We start from the raw sequence: 25,892 nt of genomic DNA on the forward strand, positions 1-25,892 counted from the left end.
GTAGAAGAGATCCAGGCCACTTTCAGGCAACGCGGGTCTTGTCCGCTCGGACCTTGAACCAGATGGCATACATCGCCGGGAGGAAGACCAGCGTCATCACGGTGCCGGCGATGGTGCCGCCGATCAACGTGTAGGCAAGCGTTCCCCAGAACACCGAATGGGTCAGCGGAATGAAGGCCAGCACCGCTGCCAGGGAGGTCAGGATCACCGGGCGCGCCCGGTGAACCGTCGCCTCGATGATCGCGTGGAAGGTTTCCATCCCGGCTTCTTCGTTTTCGTGGATCTGACCGATAAGGATGAGCGTGTTGCGCATCAGGATGCCCGACAATGCAATCAGTCCAACCAGGGCGTTGATGCCAAACGGCTGCTGGAACAACAGCAGGGTCGGGACCACGCCGATCAGGCCGAGGGGGCTGGTCATGAAGACCATGATCATTGCGGAGATGGAGCGCACCTGCAGGATGATGATCAGCAAGGTGATCGCCAGCATGATCGGGAACAGCGGCAGCATGGCGCTCATCGCCTTGCCGGACTCTTCAATGGCGCCGGCCTGGGCAAGGGCATATCCCTCGGGAAGCGAGGCGATGAGTGGCTGAAGCTGCCTGCTGATGGCCGCCGATACGTCCGGTGGCTGCAGGGCATCGTCGATATCACCGCGCACGGTGATGGTCGGCACGCGATCGCGCCGCCGCAGTACCGGCTCTTCCATGCGCACTTCGACAGCGCCGATCTGGGACAACGGCACGCGCTGGCCACCGGCGCCGACCAAAGTGAAATCGGCAATGCGCGCCGGGTCCAGGCGCGTATCCCCGCCAGATCGGGCAACCACTTCGACGGTGCGGATGTCCTCGCGAACGGCAGTGACCGGCACCCCGCTGAGGAAGAACTGCAACTGCTGCGAGACAGACGCAGAGGTCATGCCCATCGCCTGCAGGCGGTCCTGGTCCAACGTGAAGTGCAACGTTGGCGTGCGAACGCCCCAGTCGGTGTTCACGGTGCGCATCATCGGGCTGGCGTGCATGATCTGCTCGACCTTGGCCGCAATGCCGCGGATGACATCCGGATCCGGGCCACTGACCCGATAGGCCACCGGATAAGGCGAGTAAGGTCCGAACACCAGCTGCGTGACGCGCACGCGTGCTTCAGGCGCCAGTCCCTCCGCCACTGCCTGGCGGAGCCTTGCCTTCAGCGCATCGCGCTGTTGCTGGCTGTCGGTGCGGACGACGATCTTGGCAAACGCGGGATCGGGGAGCTCCGGCGAAATGGCGAGGTAGAAGCGCGGCGCGCCCTGGCCGATGTAGGCCGTGACGATCTTCGACTCCTCCTGCGCGGACAGCCACTTCTCCACCTTCCTGGCCGCCAGGCTGGTCTGTTCGATGGCGGTGCCGTAGGGCATCTGTACCTCGACCAGTACCTCCGGGCGATCAGAGATGGGGAAGAACTGCTTCTTCACCAACCCCATGCCTGCCACCGAAAGCACGAACAGGCCGATTACCGAACCTGCGGCCAGCCACTTGCGCGCAATCACGCGCGCCAGGATCGACCGGAAGCGGTTGTAGCGCGGCATATCGTAGAGACTGCTGTGGCCGCGCTCCACGGCCTTCAGTTCAGGCAGAAGCTTCACGCCAAGATAGGGCGTGAAGAAAACCGCGACCACCCACGACACGATCAGCGCAATGCCGACGATCCAGAACATGTTGCTGGTGTATTCGCCGGCAGTTGAGCGGGCAAAACCATTGGGCATGAAGCCCACGGCCGTGACGAGGGTGCCGGCCAGCATCGGCGCCGCCGTATGGCTCCAGGCATAGGCCGATGCCTTGATCCGGCTGTAGCCCTCTTCCATCTTCACCACCATCATTTCGATGGCAATAATCGCGTCATCGACCAGCAAGCCCAGCGCCAGGATCAGCGAACCGAGCGTGATGCGATCAAAGTTCTTTCCGGTGGCAGCCATCACCATGAACACCGCGGCCAGCGTCAACGGTACGGCAGCTGCCACCACGATGCCGACACGCCAGCCCATGCTGACGAAGCACACCACCATCACCACCAGCAGTGCGACGAAGAACTTCATCATGAACTCGTCGACCGAGGCGCTGATGTTCACCGCCTGATCGGTGACTTTCTCCAAGGCCATCCCCACCGGCAGGCCGTCGTTGATCTTCTTGACCTCAGCGTCGAGCGAGGCGCCCAGATCCAGGCAGTTCCAGCCGTCGCGCATGACGATCCCGAGCAGCATGGCGGGCTCGCCCCCGTTGCGGATCATGAAGGTCGACGGATCTTCATAGCCGCGCTTGACGGTGGCGATGTCCTGCAGCTTCAGCGTCCTGCCCTGCGCAACGATGGGGGTATCCCGGATCTTCTGCAGCTGATCCAGCGCGCCGTCGAGGCGGATGAAAATCTGCGGGCCCTTTGCCTCCACGGAGCCGGCGGGCGTCAACGCGTTCTGCCCGTTCAGCGCGGCGAACACTGCCTGCGGCGTGATGCCCAGGTTGGCCAGACGTTGGTGGGAAAGCTCCACATAGATCCGCTCGGACTGCTCGCCGATGATATTGACCTTCTTTACCCCCGGGACATGCAGCAGGCGCTGGCGAAGGGTTTCGGCGTCACGTGCAAGCGCGCGGAACGGCTCGCCCTTGGCTTTCAACGCGAACAGCGCGAAGGTGACATCGGCGTATTCGTCATTGACCATCGGGCCGATGACACCTGCGGGCAGGTTTGCGGCTTCGTCGGCCATCTTCTTGCGCGCCTGGTAGAACTCTTCCTGCACCTCCGAAGGAGGCGTACCGTCCTGCAGTGTCAGCGTGGTGAAAGACAGGCCGGGACGCGTATATGTTTCGCTGCGGTCATACCAGCGCAGCTCCTGCAGGCGTTTTTCCAGCTTCTCGGCCACCTGGTCCTGCATCTCCGTGGGCGTGGCACCCGGCCACGCCGTGATCACTGTCATCACCTTGACAGTGAACGCCGGGTCCTCTGCGCGGCCCAGCTGGAAGAACGACACGATGCCGGCAACCGAGACCAGGAAGATCAGAAAGACGGTAATCGCGCGCTCGCGCACCGCAAGCGCCGACAGGTTGAACCCACTCACGGGTGGGCTCCCTTGCCAGCGGTGGTCGTGGCGGTATCGGCCAGGCGAACCACCTGCCCTTCGCGGAGCAGGTGCGCGCCCAGCGCGGCCACGCGGTCGGATGCACTCAACGCGCCCTCAACCAGGGCCTGGTCGTCACCCAATCGCTTGACCACTACCGGCGTCCAACGGGCTTTGAGTGGCTCGCCCCCGATGACCCAGACACCGGCCTCGTTGCCGGGATCGAACACCGCGCCCAATGGGACCTCAACGCCCCCCGCCCTGCCTGCAGCTGCGGTGCCTTCAACCGCTACCGCCACGGTGGATCCCAACGGCAATGCCGTGCTGCCGTCCTCCAGGGTGTAGCGGGCTTCAAAGGTGCGGGTTGCGGGGTCTGCCGATTCAGAGAGCACACGCAACCGTGCCGGAATCCTGCCACTTGCCCCGAACAGGGAAGCGGACGCTGCCGAGCCTATCTGCGGCCGAAGTGTCTCGGGCAGCTGGACGACGGCCTCGCGGCTGCCTGCACGGGCAAGCCGGGCGACGATCTGCCCCGCTGCAACGACCTGGCCGGGCTCGGCCAGAATGTTCATGACCACCCCATCGGCATCGGCAACAAGTGCCGTGTACTGACTGGCATTGCGCGCGACACGTGCTTGGGCTTCGGCTGCCTTGAGCTGCGCGGACGCCGCGTCTGCGGCAGCCTTGATCTGATCGTAGGCCGACCGGGATACAACGCCCTTGGCCGCCAGGTCGCGATAGCGCGCCTCGTCCGCGGTGGCTTGCACATTCTGCGCACGGGCTGCGATGACGGCCTGCTGCTGGGACGCTGCGGCCAGGTTCAGATCGATGGGATCAATTCGATACAGCACGTCGCCGCGCTTGACCGTCTGCCCCGTCTCGACCAGGCGCTCGGTGATCTTGCCCCCCACCCGGAAGGCCAGATCGCTCTGCACCCGTGCGGCGACGATGCCAGTGAAGGTCCGCGCATTTCCCGTGTCCGGCTGCACCTGGGCGACCCGGACGATGGGCGGCGCGGTTCGGGGGTCGCTTTCACCCGTCCTGCTGCAGGCCACAAGGAGCAACGGAACAACACAGGAAATGGCTGGGAGTACAAAACGGCGACGCATGCGGCCTTCCGGAGTGGGGTGTCCGGACGCATTTTGTTCCTAGTGACTAATTTCGTCAATAGTCACTACTGGTGTGGCTGCAAGCTCCTGAGGACCAGTTCCTGCAAGGCTTTGGGCGCTTCTTCGTGCAAGGGCGCCAGGTGCGGCAGCGTCACCGGGTTCAGATAAGGAAGCAGGACCTGGTAGACCGCGCGGCCGGTCTCTTCAAGTGATGTCCGGCTCTCGAACGCTCCGCAGGCACGTCCCTCCTTGATGATGTCTTCAACAAGCTGCCCGATCCGGTCTTGATACGCCTTCGCTGATGGCCATTGATCCGTCGCGGCGGCGACGGCGATTTCATACAGGCGCCGATCCTGCAGAAACAGGCGAAGACCGGCCTCCACAATGACGGTGAACAACACACGCAGCCTATCGTCAGGCGCTTGCACCCCCTGCAGGGCCTGACGAACCTCGCTTTCGATCTGACCGAGGCAATTGGCGCAGATCACCTCACCAATGGCCTGCTTGGAGGCAAAAAACTTGTAGATGTAAGCCTTGGAAAAACCGATGGCTTTGGCAAGGTCGGACACCGTGGTCTTGTCGTAGCCGTAATGGCTGAAATGCGCGGTGGCGGCCACGATGATCTGGGTGCGCACGTCGTGCTCGGCGGGGCCGCGCCCGCCGTCGAGTGCTGCGGAGGTCGAAGTAGACATCGTGGAAGCGTAGCGCCGCGCCGTCACGCCGGCAAATGGTGACCGTTTGGGTATCGGTCCACCACCCGCCCGGCGGCTGTTTGATTTTCAGCTCCGGCAAAAGAGCAGGCAAGGCAAAGCGAAAGCAGCTGCCAAATGATCCTCGTCGCGCGCCTCATCAGCCTCATGCCTCTACGGCGACCGCCGAGCCGGATGCGGACGCAGCATCGGCGGCCGTGACATAGGCGAGCAATGCCGCAAACAGCAGCAAGCCCGCACTGGCCAGGAATGTGCAGGCGAAACCAACACTGTCCAACAGCACGCCGCCAAGGCTGGAACCCAGCGCGATCGAGCACTGCACCACCGCTACCATCAGCCCGCCGCCCGCTTCAGCGTTGTTGGTGAACGTGCGCGCCAGCCAGCTCCACCAACCCACCGGCGCAGCCGTGGCCAGCAGACCCCATACCGAAAACAGTACGGCCGTCGGCCAGAGTTGAGGCCCCAGCGCCACGAGCGCCGCGGCAATCACCGCCATCAGGATCGGGACGGCCACCAGTGTGCGATAGAGACCACGCCTGATGAATGCCCCGATCGCGAGCGTGCCGACAACGCCGCTTGCACCAATGGCCAGCAGCACCAGCGGAACGGCGGATTCCCCTGCACCCGTGACCTTTTCCAGGAACGGGCGCACATAGGTGAACAAGGCAAACTGCCCCATGAAGAAGATGCCGCACGCCGCCATTCCCAACATCACAACCCGCCGCCGCAACAGGGCCTGCACCCCGCCCCGGGATTGCCGTCGTTCCGCGGCCATGGAAGGAAGACACAGCCACTGCCATGCCAGCGCGATGGCGGCCACAGGCAGGAGGCACAGGAATGCCCCACGCCATCCGATCACGCCGCCAAGGTAGCTGCCCAAGGGGGCAGCCACTACCGTTGCCAGCGCGTTGCCGCCATTGAAGATCGCCAGTGCTCGCGGCACCTGCGCTGCCGGCACCAGCCGCATGGCCGTGGCCGCAGACAACGACCAGAAGCCGCCGATCACCACGCCGATCAATGCCCGGCCCATCATGTAGATCGGGTAGCTGGGAGCCAATGCCACCACCACGCCGGATACCGCCATCAATGCGGTGAGCGTCAGCAGCACTGTCTTCCGGTTGATGCTCCCGGCCAAGCGGGAGATCGACAGGCTGGTCAGCACGGCGAAGGCACCAGAGATGGCAATCCCATACCCGGCCAGCCCTTCGCTCACGCCAAGGTCAGCCGCCAAGGGCGTAAGCAGGCTCACCGGCATGAATTCAGAGGCGATCAGTGCGAACACGCACAGCGTCATTGCCAGCACCCCGCCCCAGTTGGCCCGGTCGGCCGTCGCGTCGTTGCTGCTCATTTCCCAGCCAGGCCTTGCTGGAAGAACGTCGCCAAGCTTGCGAAGGGAATCAGGTCGGTGCGGTCATACAGGTCTACATGACCGGCATCCTTCACCCAGAAGAGCTTCTTCGGCTGCCCTGCCCTGCGGTACGCGTCCTCGCTGAACTCACGCGAGTGGGCGTGGTCGCCAGAGATGAACAGCATCGGTCTGGGCGAGATGGTCTCGATATCGTTGAAGGGGTAGAAATTGACGAACTTGACCAAGCTGCTGAACAGCGGCTGGGTGGTCAAGTCGCTGCGCTCGCCTTCGGCAGTGTAAGCGCCACGCGACGTGCGGTAGAAATCAAAGAACTCGCGCTGCACTTCGGACGCATCGGCCTCGAGCTTGTTCACGGTTCCAGGTACATGGACTGCCGGCCCGCCGTTGAACTCGACCAGACGCTGGTCCGTTGCAGCCTTGATCATCTGCCTGCGCTGCTCCAGCGATTGCGCGTGGTTCAGACCTTGGCGCGCGGCGGCGCCCATGTCATACATGCTCACCGTAGCGATTGCCTTGATGCGCGGGTCGATCTTGGCTGCGCTGATCACGAAACTGCCACTGCCACAGATACCCAGGCCACCAATCCGCTGCGGATCCACGAACGACTGCGTGCTCAGGAAGTCCACCGCCGCGCTGACATCGTCCGAATAGATTTCAGGCGACACCAGGTGCCGCGGGGTACCCGCGCTCTCTCCCCAGAAGGAAAGATCGATCGCCAACGTAACGAAACCCTGCTCCGCCAGCTTCTGCGCATACAGCTGTGAGCTCTGCTCCTTTACCGCGCCCATCGGGTGTCCGACCACCACGGCGGGTGCGCGGCCGCCATGCGTCAGGCCCTGAGGCCGGTACAGCGTCCCGACCACTTCCATCTGGTACTGGTTGCGGAAGCTGACGCGCTCGCCTTTTACGCTGTCGCTTCTGTAGAAATTGTCGGCGCCGGCGGTTCTTGTGGCCGCCGGCGCCTCAGCGGACAAGGCCGACTGCGGAACGAAATGGCTGGCGATCAGTGCCAACAGCAGCGTGGTGGGTTTCATGTGCGGACGGCCTCAGTGGGGACTCAGGTCGCCACGATAGGCGCCGCCCGCTACCGCGATAAGCCAGCTGAAAGTTGATGCATTATTGAGTTGCGCTCACAATTGGCCCATGAACGGCGTGAAGACCAATGATCTGCAAGCCTTCCTGGTGGTGGCACAGGAGCAGAGCTTCACCAGGGCAGCTGTCCGCCTCGGTGTTACGCCCTCAGCGCTCAGCCATTCCATGAGGCTGCTGGAAGAGCGCCTGGGCATCCGCCTGCTGGCCCGGACCACGCGCAACGTCTCCCTGACCGAGGCGGGCGAGCGCCTGATGCGCTCCATCGCACCGCATTTCGAGGCCATCGTCGCCAGCGTAGAGGCACTGGGGGATCTGCGCGACCGCCCGGCCGGAACTCTTCGTATCTCCTGTACGGACGATTCCATGGAGACCATCGTCCGCCCTCGCCTTGCCGGGTTCCTCGCCGAGTATCCGGACATCACACTTGAGTTCTACGTCGATTACGGCTTCACCAATGTGGTTGAACAGCGCTTCGACGCCGGCATCCGGCTGGGTGAGGCGCTCAGCAAGGACATGATCGCGGTCAGGGTCGGACCGGATTGGCGCCTGGTGGTGGTTGGATCCCCCGACTACTTCGAGAGGCACGCCAAGCCAAGGAAGCCTGCCGATATCACGCAACATCGCTGCGTGCACATCCGGCATCGCCCGAACGGCGCCATCTATGCCTGGGAGTTCGAAGAGAAGGGCAAGGAATTCACCGTGCGCGGTGATGGGCAACTGGTGTTCAACAGCATGATCCACGTCATCAATGCCGCACTGGATGGACTGGGCCTGGCGTATGCGCCCGAGCCGATGGTTGCCGACCACATTGCCGAGGGGCGGCTGGTTGCCGTGCTGGACAAGTGGTGCTTGCCTTTCCCCGGTTATCACCTGTATTACCCGAACCGTCGGCAGCCCTCGCCGGCATTTTCGGCGCTGGTGGCCTGGCTGAGGCGAGATGCCTGAGGTCCGGGGCGACGCCAGGGCCGACAAGATCAGCGCGGCCCGCATTGCCCGCGCCGGCTGAACGCCTCAGGCACTTCAGCGCACGAAGACACCCGGTCGATCACCGGCGTGATACCCAGTAGGACGCTCAGGACAGGTGACAGCTAGATGTGAAACGCCGGACCCGCCGACAACGTCGCCGAACTCACCCTGACACGGAACGCAATGAGCAGGCTCGCGATGAGCATCACCGCCGCAGCAACGGTGAGCACGGCAACAATGCCCCCGAACCCGAACACCAGGCCGCCCAAAGCGGCACCCGCGGCGATGGAAGACTGCACAGCAGCGACCACCATCCCGCCGGCACTCTCGGCCTGATCGGGCACCGCACGCGCAACCCAGCTCGACCAGGCCACGGGCACGCCACCGAAGGCCAGGCCCCAGAGCGCGACCAGAACCGACAGCCCGCCAACGCCCACCGGAAACAGGAGCATGCCCAGCGCGGCTGCGCCAACCAAGGCGGGCATGATCACCAACGTGACTTTCAAGCTGCGCTCCATGAGCCAGCCGGCCAGCAGGGTGCCAACGAAATTCGCCACACCGAATCCGAGCAGAATCAGCGCCAGGCCATCCGCGCTCATCTGCCCCAGGCTCTCCAACGTTGGGCGGATGTACGTAAAGAGCGAGTACTGACCGGTGTGCGCCAGAACGCAGCCCAGCATGCCGACCGCAACGCCTGGCCGGCGCAGGAGCCGCACCACCGACTCTGGGACTGCCGCCTTGCGCGGGGCCATTCGGGGCAGCGTGAACCACTGGAACGCAAACGTGAGTCCACCTACCGCCGTCGCAGCCCAGAAGGCGCTGCGCCAGCCCAGCAGACCTCCCAGGTAGCTCCCCAAAGGAACGGAGACCACGGTGCCGACCGCAATGCCGCTGAAGATGATGGAAAGCGCGCGAGGCACGCGCTGCGGCGGCACCAACCGCATGGCCACGGCCGCTGCCATGCTCCAGAAACCGCCCAGCGCGATGCCCAGAAGGACGCGCATCACCAGCAGGACGCCCATGCTGGACGACAATGCCACCAGGGCGTTGGAGAGGATCATCAGACCCGTGAAACTCAACAGCACCAGTCGCCGGTCTATCGAACGGGTCAGCCGCGGCACCAGCAGGCCAGCGAACAGGGCCACTACAGCGGTCACCGTCACTGCTTGACCAGCCAGCGCCTCCGACACCCCCAGGTCCGCCGCCATCGGCGTCAACAGGCTGGCAGGCAGATATTCGGCCGTGAGCAGCCCGAAGACACCCATGGCCAGCGAAAACACCGCTACCCATGCCGACGAAGAAGTTTCCCCGCTACTCCAGGCCACAGAATCAGGTGCGTCTGCGGCATCAGCTACGTCATTACTCATCAAAGATCCCAGTGCAATCGTGCAGCCGAGAGTCTAGGGAGCCACACCCGGATGATCTATGATTGCATGACCTGTATTTTTGATCGAAACCCCGGGTCGTCTCATGAGCCACGCTCCATCCCAGCCCACCGACCTGATCAGCGAGCTGCTGACCGGCATGCGGCTGCATGGCGTTCAATACCGACGCATTCAGACCGGGCCGACCTTTGGGCTTGGATTTCCTCCGAAGCCAGGCCATGCCTACTTCCATTACCTGGCAGTGGGCACTGCCATTCTTCGTGGCGCGGACGGCAGCCAACACCGCCTTTCTGCCGGGGATGTCGTGCTTCTTCCCCGCGGAGAAGGACACGCGTTGCTGTCGGGCGACGACCACCCCGTCCAGTGCCTGGAAACGATAGACGCAGCCCCGCTGGGTGACGCGGTGAGCGGCATAGACACGTGCCCGAGCACGCACGCCGTGCCGAGCGCAGTGCTCTTCCACGGCTGCATGGTGTTCGATCTGGGCGGCATGCAAGGGCTGAGCAAGGTGATGCCGGCGGTGATGTTGGCCGATGGCAACGGCACGCAGTTCCCTGGGCTGTTGCCCATGGTCGACGCGATGAAGCGCGAGGTCTGCTCCGGACGTATCGGATATGCAGGAATACTCTCCCGGCTGGCGGATGCAGTGGCCGCCATGATCGTTCGTGACTGGGTCGAGCGCGGTTGCGACGGCGCATCCGGCCTGGTCATGGCCATGCGCGACCCGCGTCTATCGCTGTCGTTGCTTGCCCTGCACAGAGACCCCGGGCGTGACTGGACCGTCGAAGCGCTGGCCGCAGAATCCAACATCTCACGCTCTGTCTTTGCAGATCGGTTCCACACCGTTATTGGAACCGCACCCCTGCGGTACGTGACTGAGCTGCGAATGCAATTGGCAAGTCAATGGCTGACCCACCAGAGCCTACCGATCGAGGTAGTGGCAGAGCGTCTCGGCTACGCGTCGCAGGCCGCTTTCAGTCGCGCCTACAAGCGCGTCATCGGGCACTCGCCTGGGGCGACCCGGCGCGGGCGCGCCTTGGCCTCAACATAGAAAGAAGTGCGCCGAGCAGGCTCGGCATCCATCGTAGTCGAGGAGCGCGATGGATGCCGCGTTGCCGGCCAGCGGCCGGCACTACCCTTGCCTTGCTGACTGCGGGTCGCCTCAGGATCAGACCGCATTGAGCGGCGACCACGCCAACCGGGCCCGGCCTTCACAGTTACCACGGCCCCTGCAATGCAACCATGCAGGACGCGCCCTGCCCCCATCGGTAACCTATGCCCCACCTTCGTCGTCTTTTTGGCCGCTGGCTGCGCCTGCGTCGTCGTGTGCGTTGGCGCTGGCGTGAGCACCAGGCATCGGCCCCGGCCATCGAGGCCACCGAGGGCCCACTGCGTGCCGCGCTGTACAACGTTGAACAGATGGAGGAGTACGGCCGCGCACTTGCGCGACAGCATCGCGTGCGGTTGCGACCCAGCCCGGAGCGCCTGCTCGAACGACTGCAGGCCAACGAGCGCGTGCTGGAAGACGCCAACACGCTGCTGAGCAGCGTGGTGCGCGAACAGCGGCCGGTCACCCCGGCGGGGGAATGGCTGCTCGACAACTACTACCTGGTCGAAGAACAGATCCAGACCGCGCGACGCCACCTGCCGCGCGGCTACAGCCGCCAGTTGCCTTCACTTGCCTCCGGCCCATCGGCCGGGTTGCCACGGGTGTATGAGCTGTCGATGCAGGCGATCGCGCACGGTGACGGCCGCATTGACGCCGATACGCTGGGCCGCTTCATCGCCTCGTACCAGTCGCTCGCGCCGCTGAGCCTGGGCGAACTGTGGGCCGTTCCGATCATGCTGCGCCTGGCGCTGCTGGAGAACCTGCGGCGCATGGCCGCGCGGGTGATGCGCGATGGGACCGACCGCCGCCTGGCTGCGCAGTGGGCCGACCAGCTCAATCGCGCGGCGTCCGACACCCCTACCGATGTGGTCCTGGTGGTTGCCGACATGGCGCGATCCGCGCCGCCGCTGACCGGCGCGTTCATCGCCGAGCTGACGCGCTCGCTGCAGGGGCGCGGCGGGGCGTGGGCCATGCCCATCGCGTGGCTGGAACAGTGGGCGGCAGCGGCTGGGCAGCGCATCGACGAATTGGTTGCCGCCGAGGGGCAGCAGCAGGCGGCCGACCAGGTCTCCATCGGCAACAGCATCGGCAGCCTGCGTTTCCTCTCCACCATGGATTGGCGCACCTTTGTCGAAGACATGAGTGTGGTCGAGCAGCGGCTGCGGGAAGACCCCATGGCCGTCTATGTGCAGATGGATTTCGGCACCCGCGATGCCTACCGCCACGTGGTGGAGAAGATTGCCCGCGGCAGCCGCATCGCCGAGGAGCGGGTTGCGACCATCGCGCTGGACCTGGCACGGGCGGCTACGCCGGCGGACGGCCCACGCACGCACGTGGGCTACTGGCTGGTCGGCGAAGGCCTGCAGACCACTGTTGCGGCGGTGGCCGAGGCAGCACCGCGCCACCGCAAGGCACGGCGACTGGCGCATCGCGTGCCGCTTGCGCTGTACCTGCTGCCGATCGGCCTGCTGGCGGTGCTGGCCACCAGCGGCCTGCTGGCAACCGGCAGCGGCTCGGTACCTGTCTGGCTGGCCGCGCTGCTCGGGCTGCTGGTGTTCAGTGAGCTGGGCATCGTGCTGGTGAACTGGACCGCGACGGTGCTGGTCGCCCCCAGGCCGCTTCCCAAGCTCGATTTCAGCGAAGGCATTCCTGCCGCGTGCGCCACTGTGGTCGCGGTCCCCTCGATGCTGTCCAGCGTCGACGGCATCGACGTTCTGGTCGAAGCGCTGGAGGTGCGTTTCCTGGCCAACCGCGATCCCCAGCTGCGCTTCGTGTTGTTGACGGATTTTCTCGACGCGCCAGCAGCACAGGCGCCGATGGACGACGCTCTGCTTGCGCACGCCGTGGCACGGATCGAGGAACTGAACCATCGTTACGCGCCCGAGCGCGGCGACCGCTTCTACCTGCTGCACCGGCCCAGGCAATGGAACCCGGGCGAAGGTGTGTGGATGGGCCACGAGCGCAAGCGCGGCAAGCTGGCCGCGCTCAATGCCCTGCTCCGCCAAGGCGATGCGGCTGCGTTCATGCGCATCGTCGGAGACGCGGCGGCCCTGATCGGCGTCCGTTACGTCATCACGCTGGACTCGGACACGCAGCTTCCGCGGGATGCGGCACGCGCGTTCGTCGCCACCTTGGCGCACCCGCTCAACCGCCCGCGCTTCGATCCGCAGCTGCAACGCGTGGTGGAGGGCTACGGCATCCTGCAGCCCAGCGTCGGCACCAGCCTGGGCAGGCGCCGCACCTCGCGTTTTGCCAGGATGTTCGGCAGCGAGCCCGGCATCGATCCGTACACGCGCATGGTTTCCGACGTCTACCAGGATCTGTTCGACGAAGGCTCGTTCGTGGGCAAGGGCATCTATGACGTCGACGCCTTCGAGCATGCGCTGGAGGGCCGCCTGCCCGAGAACCGCATCCTCAGCCACGATCTGCTGGAAGGCTGCTATGCACGCGCAGGCCTGGTCAGTGATGTGCGCCTGTACGAGGACTATCCCGAGCGCTACGCCGCCGACGCCAAGCGCCGTGCGCGCTGGATCCGTGGCGACTGGCAGCTGCTGCCGTGGTTGTTGCCGTGGACACCGCGCCCGGGCCCGGGTTGGGAACGCAACCGGCTCAGCCTGCTCTCGCGCGGCAAGTTGCTGGACAACCTGCGCCGGAGCGTGGTGCCGATCGCTGCCCTGGCGCTGTTGGTAGCCGGTTGGCTGTACGCGCGGAACCCTGCTGCGTGGACCGCGTGGGTGCTGGCGCTGTGGTTCGCGCCGCCGCTGATAGGCATGCTGCGTGATGGCCTGAGCGTTCCGGAAGACACTCCGCTGGAAGCGCATTACATCAAGGTCGGGCGCGGTACGTTGCAGTCGTTGCTGCGCGCATCCACCCAGATTGCATGCCTGCCCTACGAAGCACTGCTGGCCAGTGACGCCGTGCTGCGCACGCTCTGGCGCATGGCCGTCACACGCCGTCACCTGCTGCAATGGAATCCCTCCAGCGAAGTCGAGCGCCGCCTTGGCAGCGACCGTGGCGCGGAATGGCGGGTGATGGCGCCGGCCTCGCTGCTGGCGCTCGCGCTGGTGGCTGTGGTGGCCGGCGTGCGTCCGCAGGCACTGCCGATCGCCCTGCCCCTGCTGTTGGCATGGACCTTTGCGCCGGCATTGATGGCGTGGCTGGGCCGCCCGCCGGCTGCAAGCGTGGCCGAGTTGTCGGTCACGCAACGGGCGTTCCTGGGCCGGCTGGCGCGGCGCACCTGGTCCTTCTTCCAGGCCTGGGTGCGCGAGCAGGACCATTGGCTGCCGCCGGACAACATCCAGGAGCATCCTGCGCTGGTGGTCGCGCGGCGGACCTCGCCGACCAACATCGGCCTGTCCCTGCTGGCGAATCTGTCTGCGTGGGATTTCGGCTATCTGCAGCAGGGCGCGGTGGCTGAACGTACCGCCCGCACGTTCGATACGCTGGACCAGCTGCCGCGCCATCGCGGCCACTTCCTGAACTGGTACGACACCGAAACCCTGGCGCCGCTACCGCCGCGCTACGTCTCCACCGTGGACAGCGGCAACCTTGCCGGCCACCTGCTTACCCTGCGCCAAGGCCTGCTCGCGCTGGTGGATGCGCCGGTGCTGGCGCCGCACACGTTCGATGGCCTGGCCGATACGCTGGGCGTGCTGGAAGAGGAGCGGCAGCGTCATCGCGCCGACGATGCGCCGCTGGTCGAGGCGCTCAATCATCTTCGCCAGCGCCTGGCGTCTACGCGTATCGACCGTCCCGTCGGGACGGCGCAGTCGCTGGCCCGTCTGCAGGAACTGGCCGGTCTGGCCGACGCCGTGCTGCTGCAATGGCCGGCACCGCCCTCGCCCGAAGACGGTGAGCTGCATTGGCCGGCGCTGTTCGCCGCCGAATGCCATGCCGCCCACGCCTCGCTTGCCGATATCCCTGCCGATGCCAGCGCGGCCGTCGATGCACCGGTGCCAAGCCTGCGTCAGTTGGCCGCCCTGCCCGGTACGGCCGGCGCGGACGCGCGCGCGCGCATCGAGCAGCTGCAGGACCTGGCGCACCGCGCCGGGCAGTTCTCGCTGATGGAATACGGGTTCCTGTTCTACCGTACCCGCAACCTGCTTTCGATCGGCTACAACGTAGACGACCACCGCCTCGACAACAGCTTCTACGACCTGCTGGCTTCCGAAGCGCGGCTGGGCGCGTTCGTTGCCATTGCGCAGGGCCAGCTGGCACAGGAAAGCTGGTTTGCGCTCGGCCGCATGCTCACCGAGGTCAACGGCACGCCGACACTGCTGTCATGGAGTGGCTCGATGTTCGAGTACCTCATGCCGCAGCTGGTGATGCCCAGCTATCCGGACACGTTGCTGGACCAGACCGCACGGCACGCGGTCGAGGCGCAGATCGTCTACGGCCGTACGTTGAACCTGCCATGGGGCGTGTCCGAGTCCGGCTACAACGCCGTCGATGCCCGCCTGAACTACCAGTACCGGGCGTTCGGCGTGCCCGGACTGGGTCTCAAGCGCGGCCTTGGGCAGGATCGGGTCATCGCGCCCTATGCCAGCATGATGGCACTGATGGTGGCGCCGGAAGCGGCCTGCCAGAACCTCCAGGCGCTGCAAGAACTGGGCTTCTGCGGGCGTTTCGGCATGTACGAGGCGATCGACTACACGCCCACCCGGGTGCCGCCGGGACAGGATCACGTCCTGTTGCGTTCGTTCATGGCCCACCATCAGGGCATGGGCCTGCTGTCGCTGGATTACCTGTTGCGCGACCAGCCGATGCAGCGCCGCTTCCTTGCCGATGTCGAGTTCCAGGCGACCTTGCTGCTGCTGCAGGAACGTATCCCGCGCGTGGGCGTGTTCCATCCCCATGAGGTCGAAGCGCTTGGCGAGCACTCGGCACTGGCCGAGCACGAGACGTCCCTGCGCGTCCTGCGCGACCCGGGTGGCCCGCGCCCGGAAGTTCAGCTGCTGTCCAACGGTCGCTACCACGGCATGCTGACCCATGCCGGCGGCGGCTACAGCCGCCACGGCGACCTGTCGCTTACCCGCTGGCGCGAGGACGGTACCACCGATGCATGGGGCACGTTCTGCTATCTGCGCGACGTGGACAGCGGCGAGTTCTGGTCTGCCGCCTACCAGCCCACCTGCGTGGCAGTGGACAATTACGAGGCGATCTTCTCTGACGCCAAGGCGGAATTCCGCGGTGTGCGCCGCGGCTGCGAGAGCCACCTGCAGGTCGCCATCTCCGCCGAGGACGACATCGAGCTCAGGCGCCTGCGCCTGACCAACCGCAGCCGTCGCCCGCGCACGGTGGAGATCACCACCTATGCCGAAGTGGTGCTGGCACCCGCCGCGGCCGACGATGCGCACCCGGCCTTCAGCAACCTCTTCGTGCAGAGCGAGATCCTGGCCGCCAAGCAGGCGGTGCTGTGCACGCGCCGGCCACGTTCGCACGACGAGGTGCCGCCGTGGATGTTCCATCTGGTGGCGGTGCACGATGCGGAGGTGGTGGCGATCTCCTATGAAACCGACCGTGCGCGCTTCCTGGGCCGTGGCAACACGCCGCGCACGCCGCAGGCATTGACCACCGATGCCGACCTGTCCGGCACCGATGGCTCGGTGCTGGACCCGATCGTGGCCATCCGCGTCCGCGTGGTGCTTGAGCCCGAGCAGACCGTACAGCTGGACATGGTGTATGGCATCGGCGCCAGTCGCGGCGGTTGCGAAGCACTGGTGGACAAATACCGTGATCGCCGCCTGGCCGACCGCGTCTTCGACCTGGCCTGGACACACAGCCAGGTGGTGCGCCGGCAGATCAACGCAAGCCAGGCCGAGGCATCGCTGTACGAGCGCCTGGCCAGCCACGTGCTGTATGCCGGTCCGCTGCTGCGCGCCGGTGCAGGCGTCCTGCAGCAGAACCAGCGAGGACAATCCGGGCTGTGGGGCCATGCCATCTCCGGTGACCTGCCCATCGTGCTGCTGAAGGTCACCGACGCGGACAACGTGGAACTGGTCCGGCAACTGGTGCAGGCGCATGCCTACTGGCGCCAGAAGGGCCTCAACACCGACCTGGTCATCTGGAACGACAGCAAGGCCGGCTATCGGCAGGAGCTGCAGGACCAGATTCTGGGGATGGTGGCCGCCAGTTCGGAGACCGGCCTGCTCGACCGCCCCGGCGGCATTTTCGTGCGGCCGGTGCAGAACATGACCCACGAGGACCGCATTCTGTTGCAGGCGGTGGCACGGGCGGTCATCAGCGATGAAGACGGTACGTTGGTCGCGCAGGTGGGGCGTCAGCCGTTGCCTCCGCGACGGATCCCGGCCCTGGTGCCGCAAGCGCTGCAGCAGGAGCTGGCCCTGTCGATGGAGGCGACGCCCGGGCTGCCCATCGTTGCCGACCTGGGCCCGGAGCCCGGACTGCCGCCGAGCGCCGAGCACGACGAAGAAGTGGACGACCCGTGGCCTTTCCTTCCCTACCGCGGCACCGGCCGATTCGACAACGGCACCGGCAGTTTCAGCGAGGACGGCCGCGAGTACGTGGTGGTGGTACGCGAAGGCGCGCCGACGCCGGCGCCATGGGCCAACGTGATCGCCAACGCCCGCCTGGGCACGGTCGTCAGCGAGAGTGCGCCGGGCTACACATGGTTCGAGAATGCACACGAATTCCGCCTGACGCCCTGGCTCAATGATCCGGTGTCGGACACTGGCGGCGAAGCCTTCTACGTGCGCGACGAGGACACCGGTCGTGTCTGGTCGCCGATGCCGCTGCCGCGCCGTGGCACGGGCGCGTACCGTACGCGCCATGGCTTCGGCTACACGGTCTACGAGCATGTTGAAGACGGCATCGCCAGCGAATTGTGGGTCTTCGTCGACGTCGCCGCGCCGCTGAAGTTCTCGGTCCTGCGGCTGCACAACCTGTCGGGCCGGCCACGGCGGTTGTCGGCCATCGGCTACGTTGAATGGGTGATGGGTGACCTGCGCGCGAAGTCGCGCATGCACGTACTCACCGAACGCGACCCGCAGAGCGGCGCGCTGCTGGCGCGCAACACCTACAGCACCGACTTCGGCGGCCGGATGGCCTTCTTCGACACCGATGCCGATGGCTGCGGCTGGACCTGTGACCGACTGGAGTTCATCGGCCGCAACGGCAGCCTGCACGCACCGGCGGCGCTGCGTCGCGAGCGCCTGGATTCACGGCTGGGTGCGGGCCTGGATCCCTGCGCGGCGATCCAGGTGCCGTTGCTGCTGGCTGCAGGCGACCGCAGCGAAACGACGTTCCGCCTTGGCGCCGGGCGCAACCGCAAGGAAACGCTGGCGTTGGCACGAAGCCGTCAGGGCGCCCATGAAGCCATCGATGCGCTGGACGCCGTGCGCATCCACTGGCGCAACGTGCTGGCCACGGTGCAGGTGCGCACGCCAGACCCGGCGCTGGACGCACTGGCCAACGGCTGGCTGGTCTACCAGACGCTGGGCTGCCGCTACCTGGCACGCAGTGGCTACTATCAATCAGGCGGTGCGTTCGGTTTCCGCGACCAGCTGCAGGATGCACTCGCCCTTGTACACGCTCGCCCGGACCTGACCCGCGAGCACCTGCTGATATGCGCTGCACACCAGTTCACCGAAGGCGACGTGATGCACTGGTGGCACCCTCCGCAAGGTCGCGGCGTGCGCACCCGCTGTTCGGACGATTACCTCTGGCTGCCGCAGGGCGCATGCCGCTACCTGGAGGTTACCGGCGACGCCAGCGTGCTGGACGAAGTGGTCGGCTACATCGAGGGGCGCGCGGTGACACCCGAAGAGGAAGGGTATTACGACATGCCCACGCCTTCGACGCAGCGCGGCACGCTGTATGCGCACTGCGTGCTCGCGCTCGAGCGCGGTTGCCGCTTGCTCGGCGAGCGCGGCCTGCCACTGATGGGCAGCGGGGATTGGAACGACGGCATGAACCGCGTCGGCGACCAGCAGCGCGGTGAAAGCGTGTGGCTCGGCTTCTTCCTGCATGACACGCTCCGCCGCTTCATCGTGCTGGCCAACGCGCATGGCGATGCACCCCGTGCAGAGTGGTGCCAACAGCAGGCCGAAAGCCTGCGCCAGAACCTGGAACAGCATGCCTGGGACGGGGCATGGTATCGCCGCGCCTGGTTCGACAACGGCGCGCCATTGGGCTCGTCACAGAACGAAGAATGCCGCATCGATTCGATTTCGCAGAGCTGGTCGGTGCTGTCAGGCGTCGCCGCGCCTGAACGTGCCTCGCAGGCGCTGGATTCGCTGTATACGCACTTGGTGCGAAAGGACGCCAAGCTGATCCAGCTGCTCGATCCGCCCTTCGACCAGACCCCGGAAGACCCCGGCTACATTCGTGGCTACGTACCGGGCGTGCGCGAGAATGGCGGCCAGTACACCCACGCGGCCGTGTGGGCGGCCATGGCATTCGCACAGCAGGGCGATGCGGTGCGTGCCTGGGAGCTGGCCCGCATGATCAACCCGCTCAGTCACACGCTGGACCCGGAGGCGATCCAGACCTACCGCGTCGAGCCCTATGTGCTGGCAGCCGACGTCTACGCCGTGCCTCCGCACGTCGGGCGAGGCGGCTGGACGTGGTACACCGGCTCGGCCGGTTGGATGTATCGCCTGCTGGTCGAATCGCTGCTGGGCATACGTCGGCAGGGCGATCGTCTTTCGTTGGCACCGTGCCTGCCCGATCACTGGCCGTCATTCGAACTGAGCTACCGCTTCGGCCGCAGCTTCTACGAGTTCGTGGTGACCCGCACTGCGCAGGACCAGCCCACGCTGCACGTGGATGGCGTGCTGCAGCCGGACCTCACCGTCCTGCTGCGCGACGACGGCCATCACTACCGCGTCGCGCTTGATCTGGGTGCGGCCCCGGGATGAACGTGCGCCCTGAAATACAGGTGCAGCTTGATGCGCTGGCAGAGATGCTGATGCACTGGTTGGCGCGGTCGCGCCATCCAGCGCAGTTCTGGCCGCAGTTTGAAACGCTGGCTGCGGAGATTCTGGACCAATGCGAGCACGCAGAAAGGGGCCAGGCGCACGCGTGCATCCAGGGCATGCTCAAAAGCCACGCGCTGGAGCTTCCATCCTGGTACGAGCGTGATGACAGCCTGCCGCCGGAAAAGTCAGGAGAGTGATGGCCAGCGCCCTGCGTTACGATGCCGGGCTAAACTGACCAGAGATACGCATGCTCGTCTCCACTCGCCTGTTGCTTGCCATCGCAGCTTCCCTGCTGCCGCTTTCCGGGGCGATCGCAGCACCGTCCACGCAGCCCGCCTCCACCGCCCCGGCCAGCAGCTGCCAGGACGACGCGTCCCGCTGCCCCGCATGGATGCCCTCACAGGCCGAGATGCGCAGCACCATCGCCGACCACTTCTGCGAGCTGGCTGACCAAGGGCGCATCCAGCCTCGGGTAAAGCCGTTGGTCCGCGTCGAATCCTCACCACTGAACTGTGGTGCGCTGGGAGAGCAGGCCGGCTCGAACTTTGTCTGCGGCGGTGAAATGCGCTTCGTCGGCAAGGGCGGCGAAATGGACACCATCACGTTCAGTCCCACGCTTCGCCGCGAGGAGGATGGGCGCATCGCGTTCTACGTGGGCAATGACGAGGAAGGTGAACAGGTGTGGCGGGTGCCCGCCCCGCGGGTCACCTCAGCGACATGCGCTGAGCGCTGAGCGCTGAGCGCTGAGCGCGGCACATCTGCGCGCGCTCCCGCTTCAGACCAGTTTGTGCGGGATTTCACGATCGAACCTGTTACGGGCGTCCATTTCCAAGTGAGCCATTGGCGCGTCCGGTTTTACTGGGCGGCAGGCTATCGTCCCCCTGCCGCATGACGGCCTCGATCCAGTCGACGTAGCGTGACACACGAACGTTGTGGACCATCTGGCCATAGAAGCCCGCTTCAAGGGCATGCCCGGGTACGGCCGTGATCCAGGACCCCAGTCCCACCAATTGCCAGGTGCCGTGGTCGTTGACCACAAGCGGACCACCGCTGTCTCCACTTCCCAGTACGCCCTCAAGCGGCAGGCCCTGCGGCGGCGGATCGAACCGGTACCAGAGATACCGCTGATTGCCGCCGGTAATCGTGTTGTGGGCCCGCCGCAGGGATGTACGGTGCGGCGCATCCGGCAACTGGCCAACCGCACCGTTGCCGGTGGCGCCCTTCCCTATCAGGACGGCGACCTGCGTGACCTCTGCTGAACCCCGATACAGCGCCACGGGCGTGGCATCGGTCACCGGCGCGGCAAGCTTGATCAGCGCGATGTCATCCGAGGCCGCCAGGAAGGCATGGATCCGGGAAGGACTTCCTGTTGCCATCGCCTCCTTTCCCAGAGCCTCGGGCATCCTCCGGTAGCCGGGATGCGGGAATACGCGTTCAACGCCATACGCGTTGCCATTGATCGCGATCGTTGCTCCCATCCCTTCCATCGGCGCTGCATGCGCTGCGGTCAGCACCCAACGCGGGGCGATGAGAACGCCGTGCCCCTCTCCCGGCATGTCCGCCAGCGCCGGGAAGTCAGATCGTTCGATGCGGTACCTGCCATCGTCGACATCATCACGGATGACGATGGCCCCGGCAGCGAACGGGAGCGCGGCAAGCAGCAGAAAGAGCCAGCGATGCATCGAAAGCATTCATCCTTGTGGTCGATCGATCCAGCCTAGCAAAACGCATCGACACTGCTGATGGACGCGCGACCAATTCCCGTGGTGACCGACGAAGGGATGGAAACCACGGCTGAAATTGGGACGCGCCGAGACGTTCAGTGTTCACCGCGCAAAGCGAGCCTGGCATTCCTGCGGATCGAACAGCCCGTACGTGCGCAGGATTTCGAGGTTGGTCCGCGCCCTTGAATCCCTCTGTTCACAGCCCCGGAGCGAAGATCGGGAACCAGGAAGGCGCCCGTCCATGAAAACGTCGCGCACTTCACCGGGTGAAGTACAGGCACCCGGCCACGGCGATCGGCATCGGGTCGGCCTCGATGCGCTGGGCCACCAGTGCCATCACTTCAATGCCATCGCCCTGGGCTTCCGGTGCTGACTGGACCACCCGCATTCCTCCGGGTTCGCCCTGCGTCCCCGGCCCATCGAGGGAAAGCGCTTTGGTGAGGTCTGCAGCAAGGGCTGCATCGAAGACAGCCACCACGGAACTGCGCGACAGTATCAGCAGCGTGGACGGATGACCGAAGACCAGAGCCGGTGCTGGAAGCTTCATTTCCGCGACAACGCCGGGCATGTCGCCCAGTGCGTTGCTGTAACCCCCACCCTTGCCGGCGATCGGCTGCCAGCCACCCGATGGCTTCCCGCGGGTTGCGATGTCACGCAATTGATGGGCCAACGCCCGGAATGCGGTGCGATCCGCCTTGCAGGACACAAGTGCCAGCGCCTGATCGATTTCATCCTGCCTGGGAACGGTGCTGCGGATCGATTCTGCTGCCGGGGCGTTCGGCGCAATGACAAGCCCCAAGCCTGCGAGCAGTAGAATCCTGTTCAACGTACGGGTGATCAATGCGCAATGCTCCTGCCTGGGGTGCCAACACTGTTCGGCACCACACCGGACAGCTGGGAAACACCCTCTCTATCGGGAAACATCATTACCAGCGAGAGCTTCCCGCGCGGCGATTTTTTCGACCAGCGCATCGATCGCAGCCTCCATGGCGCGCGCCGTCTGGTCGCCGCTCTGGTTGGTGATGATGAAGATGCCAAGATCGTACTTGGGCACGATGTAGATGTAGCACTGCGACCGCGGTACGCCACCATGATGCGCATGGTAGACGCCCTTCAACTGGTCACCGGAAACGATGTTCCAGAAGTAGCCGATGCTGAACTCCGAATCGAACGTGACCAGAGGGCGATGCGACTCCTTTACCACCGGCCCGTTGGCCAGCTGGAACCTGAGGTACTTCACCATTTCCGGGACAGTTGCCTTCACGTTCCCGGAGGCGCCCCACGGCAACTGTGGCATCGGCGTGGTCGGTATCGGGTTGTCGCTGTGATAGCCGACCGCAAGCCGGGGCGCTTCGCTGTCGCTGAGTCTGATTCTGAGACCCGTCATCGCCGCGGAATCGCCAAGGAATCCGCGTAAAAGCAACTCGTAGTCGCTGTTGTAGACGGTTTCCAGGATATGTGCTGTCAGTTCCGTTCCGGCACTGGAGTAGGCGTAGTCCTTGCCGGATGCCCGGTCAATCTCGACGGCGTGCAGATCCTTGAAGAAGTCAGCCTTGCCGTAGTGCGCATAGAGGGTGTTGAGTTCGCTGGGCGTACGATGATCGGTGAAGTCCTCCAACACCGTGTTCGCGCGTTCCGGCAGCATGTTCGGCAGGCCGCTGGTGTGCGACAGCAGATGGCGGATGCGGATGGGCTCGCCCTTGTACTGCAGGTTCGGATAGTCCCCCTGCAGGTACTGCCGGACGTCGTCGTCCAGACTGACCTTGTGTTCCAGAACGGCATTGGCCATCAGGGTGCCGGCCAGGGTCTTGCTCAACGAACCGATCTCGTAGAGGGTCGCATCGGTTGGAGGGCCAGGCTTGCCGGTTTCCATGTCGCCGCGATGGCGGACGAATTCCTCGCCCCGGTACACGACGCCGATCGAGGTCGAATGAAGTAGCGGCCGCTGGATCAGCGTCGCGGCAACTTCGTCGATCTCCGCCCCGAGATCCTTCGTTGCGGCCTTCTCGCTGGCGCAGCCTGCCGTCAACAACGCCGCGGATACGACCAAGCTGCCGAGCCATCGCCTGTTTCGAACAGTCATCGGATTCGCATGCATGCGTAGGCGCTTGAAGGGAGGTGGGAAAAGGGCTCTTAAGATACCCGATGGCAGGGGCTCGATTGCCGATGGATGCCGAGCCTCGCCCCGGGTCGAGCTCCCCTGGCCGGTGCACGCCCGTCGCTGAACGCTGCCAGCATCTCCACGCAATCTCCATCGCTCCTCCATGCTCCCTCCAAAGGACTGCAGATACTGGCAGCGATCAGGGGAAATGCCTCCATCGATCCCCTGCCCCATCCTCGATCTGCCCAGGTCCCCATGAAGCCCCCACACGATCCGGCCGTCGCAGCCGGCAGCATCGGCCAGCAGAATGCGGCCGCCACCCTGAAAGCCATCCTGCGCACCTACCCCTGGCAGCTCACTGGCACCTTTTCGCTGGTGGCGCTGGAGAATGCGCTGCTACTGGCCTATCCGCTGTTCGCCGGCTTCGCGGTGGACGCGATCATCCGTGGCAATGTCGGCCATGCCATTTCCTACGCCGGCGTGGTGCTGCTGTTCTGGCTGGTAGGCGCCGCCCGCCGTGCGGTCGATACACGCACCTTCACCCGTATCTACGCCGATCTGGCGGTAAACGTGGTGCAGGCGCAGCGGCGCCTGGGCCAGGCTACCTCCACCTCGGCGGCGCGGGTGGTACTGGCCCGCGAGTTCGTCGACTTCTTCGAGAAGCACGTGCCGATCATCGCCACTGCGCTCGTTTCCATGTTCGGCGCGGCGGCGATGCTGCTGGCAATCGAACCCCTGGTGGGGGCCGCCAGCCTCATCGCCCTGCTCGGTGCGCTGGTGTTGCTGCCCTCGTTCGCTCGCCGCAACGAGCAGTTGCACGGCCGCCTGAACAACCGGCTGGAGCATGAAATCCGGCTGGTCGACCGGGTCGGCCCGTCGGTACTGCGCCGCCACTACCGCACCCTGTCGCGACTGCGCATCCTGCTCTCCGATCGCGAGGCTGGTGCCTTCGTGGTGGTCGGTGCGGCTGCTGCGGTGCTGTTTGCCTTGACCATCGGCCGCCTCGCCACGACCGATGGCGTGACCCCTGGCCACGTCTATGCGGTGATGACCTACCTGTGGACCTTTGTCGGCAGCCTGGACGATGCACCGTCGATGGTCGACCAGCTGGCAAGGCTGAAGGACATCGGCCGCCGGGTGAGCCCGGGAATGGAGGATGCGGAGAACAACGTCCACCCCGGGCCATGAGCCACCGCCGGCTGTCTAGGCGATTGTCTCCATTGCTGCGGGCAGAGCGACAACCGAGCCGCCCAGCACTTGCCAGACACCGGCCGTCTTGCCCCAGAAGCGGCAGTACCTGAAGCGGCCAGAGAAGGCTGCGCCATCGAAGGTTCCGGCCAGGGCCGCAGTGGTGAGTGCAACAGCGGTTTGATCATGCAGGGCAATCTCCACCGATTGCCATTCGGCCATGCTCAGCTTCTGGCGCCCTGAACGATGCAGGGCCAGATCATCCTGCTTGCCAAACACTTCGCCCGAAGGCCCCACAAAGATCAGGGCGTCTGCAATCAGGCCATCCAGCGCGGCCACGTCGCTGGTGAGCATCGCGATGCGCAGCGCTTCTTCGAGCTGCCGTATTTCAGTGTCCATGCCGGCTCCATGGTAGTTGGGCGATTGCTGCGTCAGTGACAACCTGCCATCACTGCCGATGGGCTTCGGGCGCCAGGGTATGGATCACCCTGCCCTGCGCGTCCAGGAACTCGATGGCCCCGTAGCCTTCCGGCGTTACGGTCAGGCGCAGCCTGGCGCGGTCCTGTTGATCGTTCAGCGCGATGGCGGGGGTGCCATCGGCTGCCACCGCCATCTCGATGCGTGTTGGCGTCTGCACCCCCGGAATCAGGCGATTGTCCAGCCGCGGCTCGCGAATCAGCGGCGGCGCCTGGTTGATCGAGAACCGCACGTCGCCGTCGGGCGACACGCGCCAGCCAATTGCATCCATGGCCGGGTGGTCAAGCGCCAGTACGGCCATGCCGCCCTCGACGTCTGCGGTTCCGAAGCCACCGCGCTCGCTGCCCTTGTGGTCGTACAGCACCATGCCCGCCACATTGAAGGCTCGCTTGTACTGGATGCCATCGATGATGGGCGGTGGCGTCTGGCCCGAGAGCGTCATCCGGATCACCCCGTTCTCGTCGACGATATCGATCCGCCGCGCCGTGATGCGTTCTTTGTCGGGAGCATCCACGCGGGTCTGCGGCGAGGTGCTGACGATCACCTTCTGCAGCTGCTCGACCGAGGGGCGTTTGGGGCTGGTGGTTTCCGCCGCCAGGGCGGCCATGGAAAAAGAAGAAAACGCGATGGCGGTTG

The 25,892-nt window shown here is 65.3% G+C and carries 17 protein-coding genes; 6 read left to right on the forward strand and 11 right to left on the reverse strand.

Annotation, left to right across the window (positions count from 1 at the left end; translation table 11 throughout):
• Window positions 1-22: 22 nt before the first annotated feature.
• The 5 genes from AC3WTC_RS00550 to AC3WTC_RS00570 all read right to left on the reverse strand — a co-directional run bounded on the left by AC3WTC_RS00550 (window position 23) and on the right by AC3WTC_RS00570 (window position 7,310).
• The gene (locus tag AC3WTC_RS00550; RefSeq protein ID WP_492710009.1) at window positions 23-3,088 is read right to left on the reverse strand and encodes an efflux RND transporter permease subunit; all 3,066 of its coding nucleotides are present in this window, start codon (window positions 3,086-3,088) and stop codon (window positions 23-25) included.
• Window positions 3,085-4,197 carry an efflux RND transporter periplasmic adaptor subunit gene (locus tag AC3WTC_RS00555; RefSeq protein ID WP_492710010.1) on the reverse strand — a complete coding sequence of 371 codons (1,113 nt, stop codon included), beginning with the start codon at window positions 4,195-4,197 and terminating at the stop codon, window positions 3,085-3,087. The genes AC3WTC_RS00550 and AC3WTC_RS00555 overlap by 4 nt, the downstream gene beginning before the upstream one ends.
• A 65-nt stretch (window positions 4,198-4,262) precedes the next feature.
• On the reverse strand, window positions 4,263-4,889 hold the full coding sequence (locus AC3WTC_RS00560; RefSeq protein WP_059064256.1) for a TetR/AcrR family transcriptional regulator: 627 nt from the start codon (window positions 4,887-4,889) through the stop codon (window positions 4,263-4,265).
• Between the two features lie 163 nt (window positions 4,890-5,052).
• The gene (locus tag AC3WTC_RS00565; protein WP_492710012.1) at window positions 5,053-6,255 is read right to left on the reverse strand and encodes an MFS transporter; all 1,203 of its coding nucleotides are present in this window, start codon (window positions 6,253-6,255) and stop codon (window positions 5,053-5,055) included.
• Window positions 6,252-7,310: an alpha/beta hydrolase gene (locus AC3WTC_RS00570; protein ID WP_492710014.1), complete on the reverse strand. Its 1,059-nt coding sequence runs from the start codon at window positions 7,308-7,310 to the stop codon at window positions 6,252-6,254. Before AC3WTC_RS00570 ends, AC3WTC_RS00565 begins: the two co-directional genes overlap by 4 nt.
• Window positions 7,311-7,419: 109 nt before the next feature.
• Here AC3WTC_RS00570 and AC3WTC_RS00575 point away from each other — a divergent pair, with 109 nt between their 5' ends.
• Window positions 7,420-8,313 (forward strand): LysR family transcriptional regulator, encoded by an 894-nt coding sequence (locus AC3WTC_RS00575; RefSeq protein WP_032974737.1) that lies wholly within the window; start codon window positions 7,420-7,422, stop codon window positions 8,311-8,313.
• Window positions 8,314-8,456: 143 nt separating this feature from the next.
• On the opposite strand, the gene AC3WTC_RS00580 is transcribed toward AC3WTC_RS00575, so the two are convergent.
• Window positions 8,457-9,701, reverse strand: a complete 1,245-nt coding sequence (locus tag AC3WTC_RS00580; RefSeq protein WP_492710017.1) for an MFS transporter — start codon at window positions 9,699-9,701, stop codon at window positions 8,457-8,459.
• A gap of 103 nt (window positions 9,702-9,804) precedes the next feature.
• Here AC3WTC_RS00580 and AC3WTC_RS00585 point away from each other — a divergent pair, with 103 nt between their 5' ends.
• The 4 genes from AC3WTC_RS00585 (at window position 9,805) to AC3WTC_RS00600 (ending at window position 20,499) form a co-directional block, all read left to right on the forward strand.
• Window positions 9,805-10,770 carry an AraC family transcriptional regulator gene (locus AC3WTC_RS00585; protein WP_492710019.1) on the forward strand — a complete coding sequence of 322 codons (966 nt, stop codon included), beginning with the start codon at window positions 9,805-9,807 and terminating at the stop codon, window positions 10,768-10,770.
• Window positions 10,771-10,994: 224 nt separating this feature from the next.
• Complete coding sequence (locus tag AC3WTC_RS00590; protein WP_492710021.1) at window positions 10,995-19,706, forward strand: glycoside hydrolase family 94 protein; 8,712 nt, start codon at window positions 10,995-10,997, stop codon at window positions 19,704-19,706.
• Window positions 19,703-19,963: a hypothetical protein gene (locus AC3WTC_RS00595; protein ID WP_492710022.1), complete on the forward strand. Its 261-nt coding sequence runs from the start codon at window positions 19,703-19,705 to the stop codon at window positions 19,961-19,963. The genes AC3WTC_RS00590 and AC3WTC_RS00595 overlap by 4 nt, the downstream gene beginning before the upstream one ends.
• Before the next feature lie 50 nt (window positions 19,964-20,013).
• A complete protein-coding gene (locus AC3WTC_RS00600) occupies window positions 20,014-20,499 on the forward strand; it encodes a hypothetical protein (protein WP_492710024.1) in 486 nt (161 codons plus the stop codon).
• Window positions 20,500-20,578: 79 nt separating this feature from the next.
• Here the strand turns inward: AC3WTC_RS00600 and AC3WTC_RS00605 are convergent, their stop codons facing one another.
• The 3 genes from AC3WTC_RS00605 to AC3WTC_RS00615 form a co-directional block, all read right to left on the reverse strand.
• Window positions 20,579-21,448, reverse strand: a complete 870-nt coding sequence (locus AC3WTC_RS00605) for a S1 family peptidase (RefSeq protein ID WP_301863643.1) — start codon at window positions 21,446-21,448, stop codon at window positions 20,579-20,581.
• A gap of 301 nt (window positions 21,449-21,749) precedes the next feature.
• A complete protein-coding gene (locus AC3WTC_RS00610; RefSeq protein ID WP_492710026.1) occupies window positions 21,750-22,331 on the reverse strand; it encodes a hypothetical protein in 582 nt (193 codons plus the stop codon).
• Between the two features lie 69 nt (window positions 22,332-22,400).
• Window positions 22,401-23,573 (reverse strand): serine hydrolase domain-containing protein, encoded by a 1,173-nt coding sequence (locus AC3WTC_RS00615; protein ID WP_492710028.1) that lies wholly within the window; start codon window positions 23,571-23,573, stop codon window positions 22,401-22,403.
• A 273-nt stretch (window positions 23,574-23,846) separates the two neighbouring features.
• On the opposite strand from AC3WTC_RS00615, the gene AC3WTC_RS00620 reads away from it, so the two are divergent.
• On the forward strand, window positions 23,847-24,779 hold the full coding sequence (locus tag AC3WTC_RS00620; protein ID WP_025874535.1) for an ABC transporter six-transmembrane domain-containing protein: 933 nt from the start codon (window positions 23,847-23,849) through the stop codon (window positions 24,777-24,779).
• Between the two features lie 15 nt (window positions 24,780-24,794).
• On the opposite strand, the gene AC3WTC_RS00625 is transcribed toward AC3WTC_RS00620, so the two are convergent.
• Window positions 24,795-25,178 (reverse strand): nuclear transport factor 2 family protein, encoded by a 384-nt coding sequence (locus tag AC3WTC_RS00625; RefSeq protein WP_033831124.1) that lies wholly within the window; start codon window positions 25,176-25,178, stop codon window positions 24,795-24,797.
• A gap of 49 nt (window positions 25,179-25,227) precedes the next feature.
• Window positions 25,228-25,863, reverse strand: coding sequence for a hypothetical protein (locus tag AC3WTC_RS00630; RefSeq protein WP_144435759.1), 636 nt, complete (start codon window positions 25,861-25,863; stop codon window positions 25,228-25,230).
• Between the last annotated feature and the right edge of the window lie 29 nt (window positions 25,864-25,892).

It is taken from the genome of Stenotrophomonas sp. FW305-C-20-S1 (assembly GCF_058783335.1).

Excerpts from the sequence above, each read along its gene's own strand:
- AC3WTC_RS00555 (WP_492710010.1), bottom strand. The coding sequence starts at position 4,197 with ATGCGTCGCCGTTTTGTACTCCCAGCCATTTCCTGTGTTGTTCCGTTG.
- AC3WTC_RS00575 (WP_032974737.1), top strand. The coding sequence starts at position 7,420 with ATGAACGGCGTGAAGACCAATGATCTGCAAGCCTTCCTGGTGGTGGCA.
- AC3WTC_RS00605 (WP_301863643.1), bottom strand. The coding sequence starts at position 21,448 with ATGCATCGCTGGCTCTTTCTGCTGCTTGCCGCGCTCCCGTTCGCTGCC.
- AC3WTC_RS00580 (WP_492710017.1), bottom strand. The coding sequence starts at position 9,701 with ATGAGTAATGACGTAGCTGATGCCGCAGACGCACCTGATTCTGTGGCC.
- AC3WTC_RS00630 (WP_144435759.1), bottom strand. The coding sequence starts at position 25,863 with ATGGCCGCCCTGGCGGCGGAAACCACCAGCCCCAAACGCCCCTCGGTC.
- AC3WTC_RS00560 (WP_059064256.1), bottom strand. The coding sequence starts at position 4,889 with ATGTCTACTTCGACCTCCGCAGCACTCGACGGCGGGCGCGGCCCCGCC.
- AC3WTC_RS00565 (WP_492710012.1), bottom strand. The coding sequence starts at position 6,255 with ATGAGCAGCAACGACGCGACGGCCGACCGGGCCAACTGGGGCGGGGTG.
- AC3WTC_RS00620 (WP_025874535.1), top strand. The coding sequence starts at position 23,847 with ATGAAGCCCCCACACGATCCGGCCGTCGCAGCCGGCAGCATCGGCCAG.
- AC3WTC_RS00625 (WP_033831124.1), bottom strand. The coding sequence starts at position 25,178 with ATGGACACTGAAATACGGCAGCTCGAAGAAGCGCTGCGCATCGCGATG.
- AC3WTC_RS00570 (WP_492710014.1), bottom strand. The coding sequence starts at position 7,310 with ATGAAACCCACCACGCTGCTGTTGGCACTGATCGCCAGCCATTTCGTT.
- AC3WTC_RS00600 (WP_492710024.1), top strand. The coding sequence starts at position 20,014 with ATGCTCGTCTCCACTCGCCTGTTGCTTGCCATCGCAGCTTCCCTGCTG.
- AC3WTC_RS00590 (WP_492710021.1), top strand. The coding sequence starts at position 10,995 with ATGCCCCACCTTCGTCGTCTTTTTGGCCGCTGGCTGCGCCTGCGTCGT.
- AC3WTC_RS00615 (WP_492710028.1), bottom strand. The coding sequence starts at position 23,573 with ATGACTGTTCGAAACAGGCGATGGCTCGGCAGCTTGGTCGTATCCGCG.
- AC3WTC_RS00595 (WP_492710022.1), top strand. The coding sequence starts at position 19,703 with ATGAACGTGCGCCCTGAAATACAGGTGCAGCTTGATGCGCTGGCAGAG.
- AC3WTC_RS00585 (WP_492710019.1), top strand. The coding sequence starts at position 9,805 with ATGAGCCACGCTCCATCCCAGCCCACCGACCTGATCAGCGAGCTGCTG.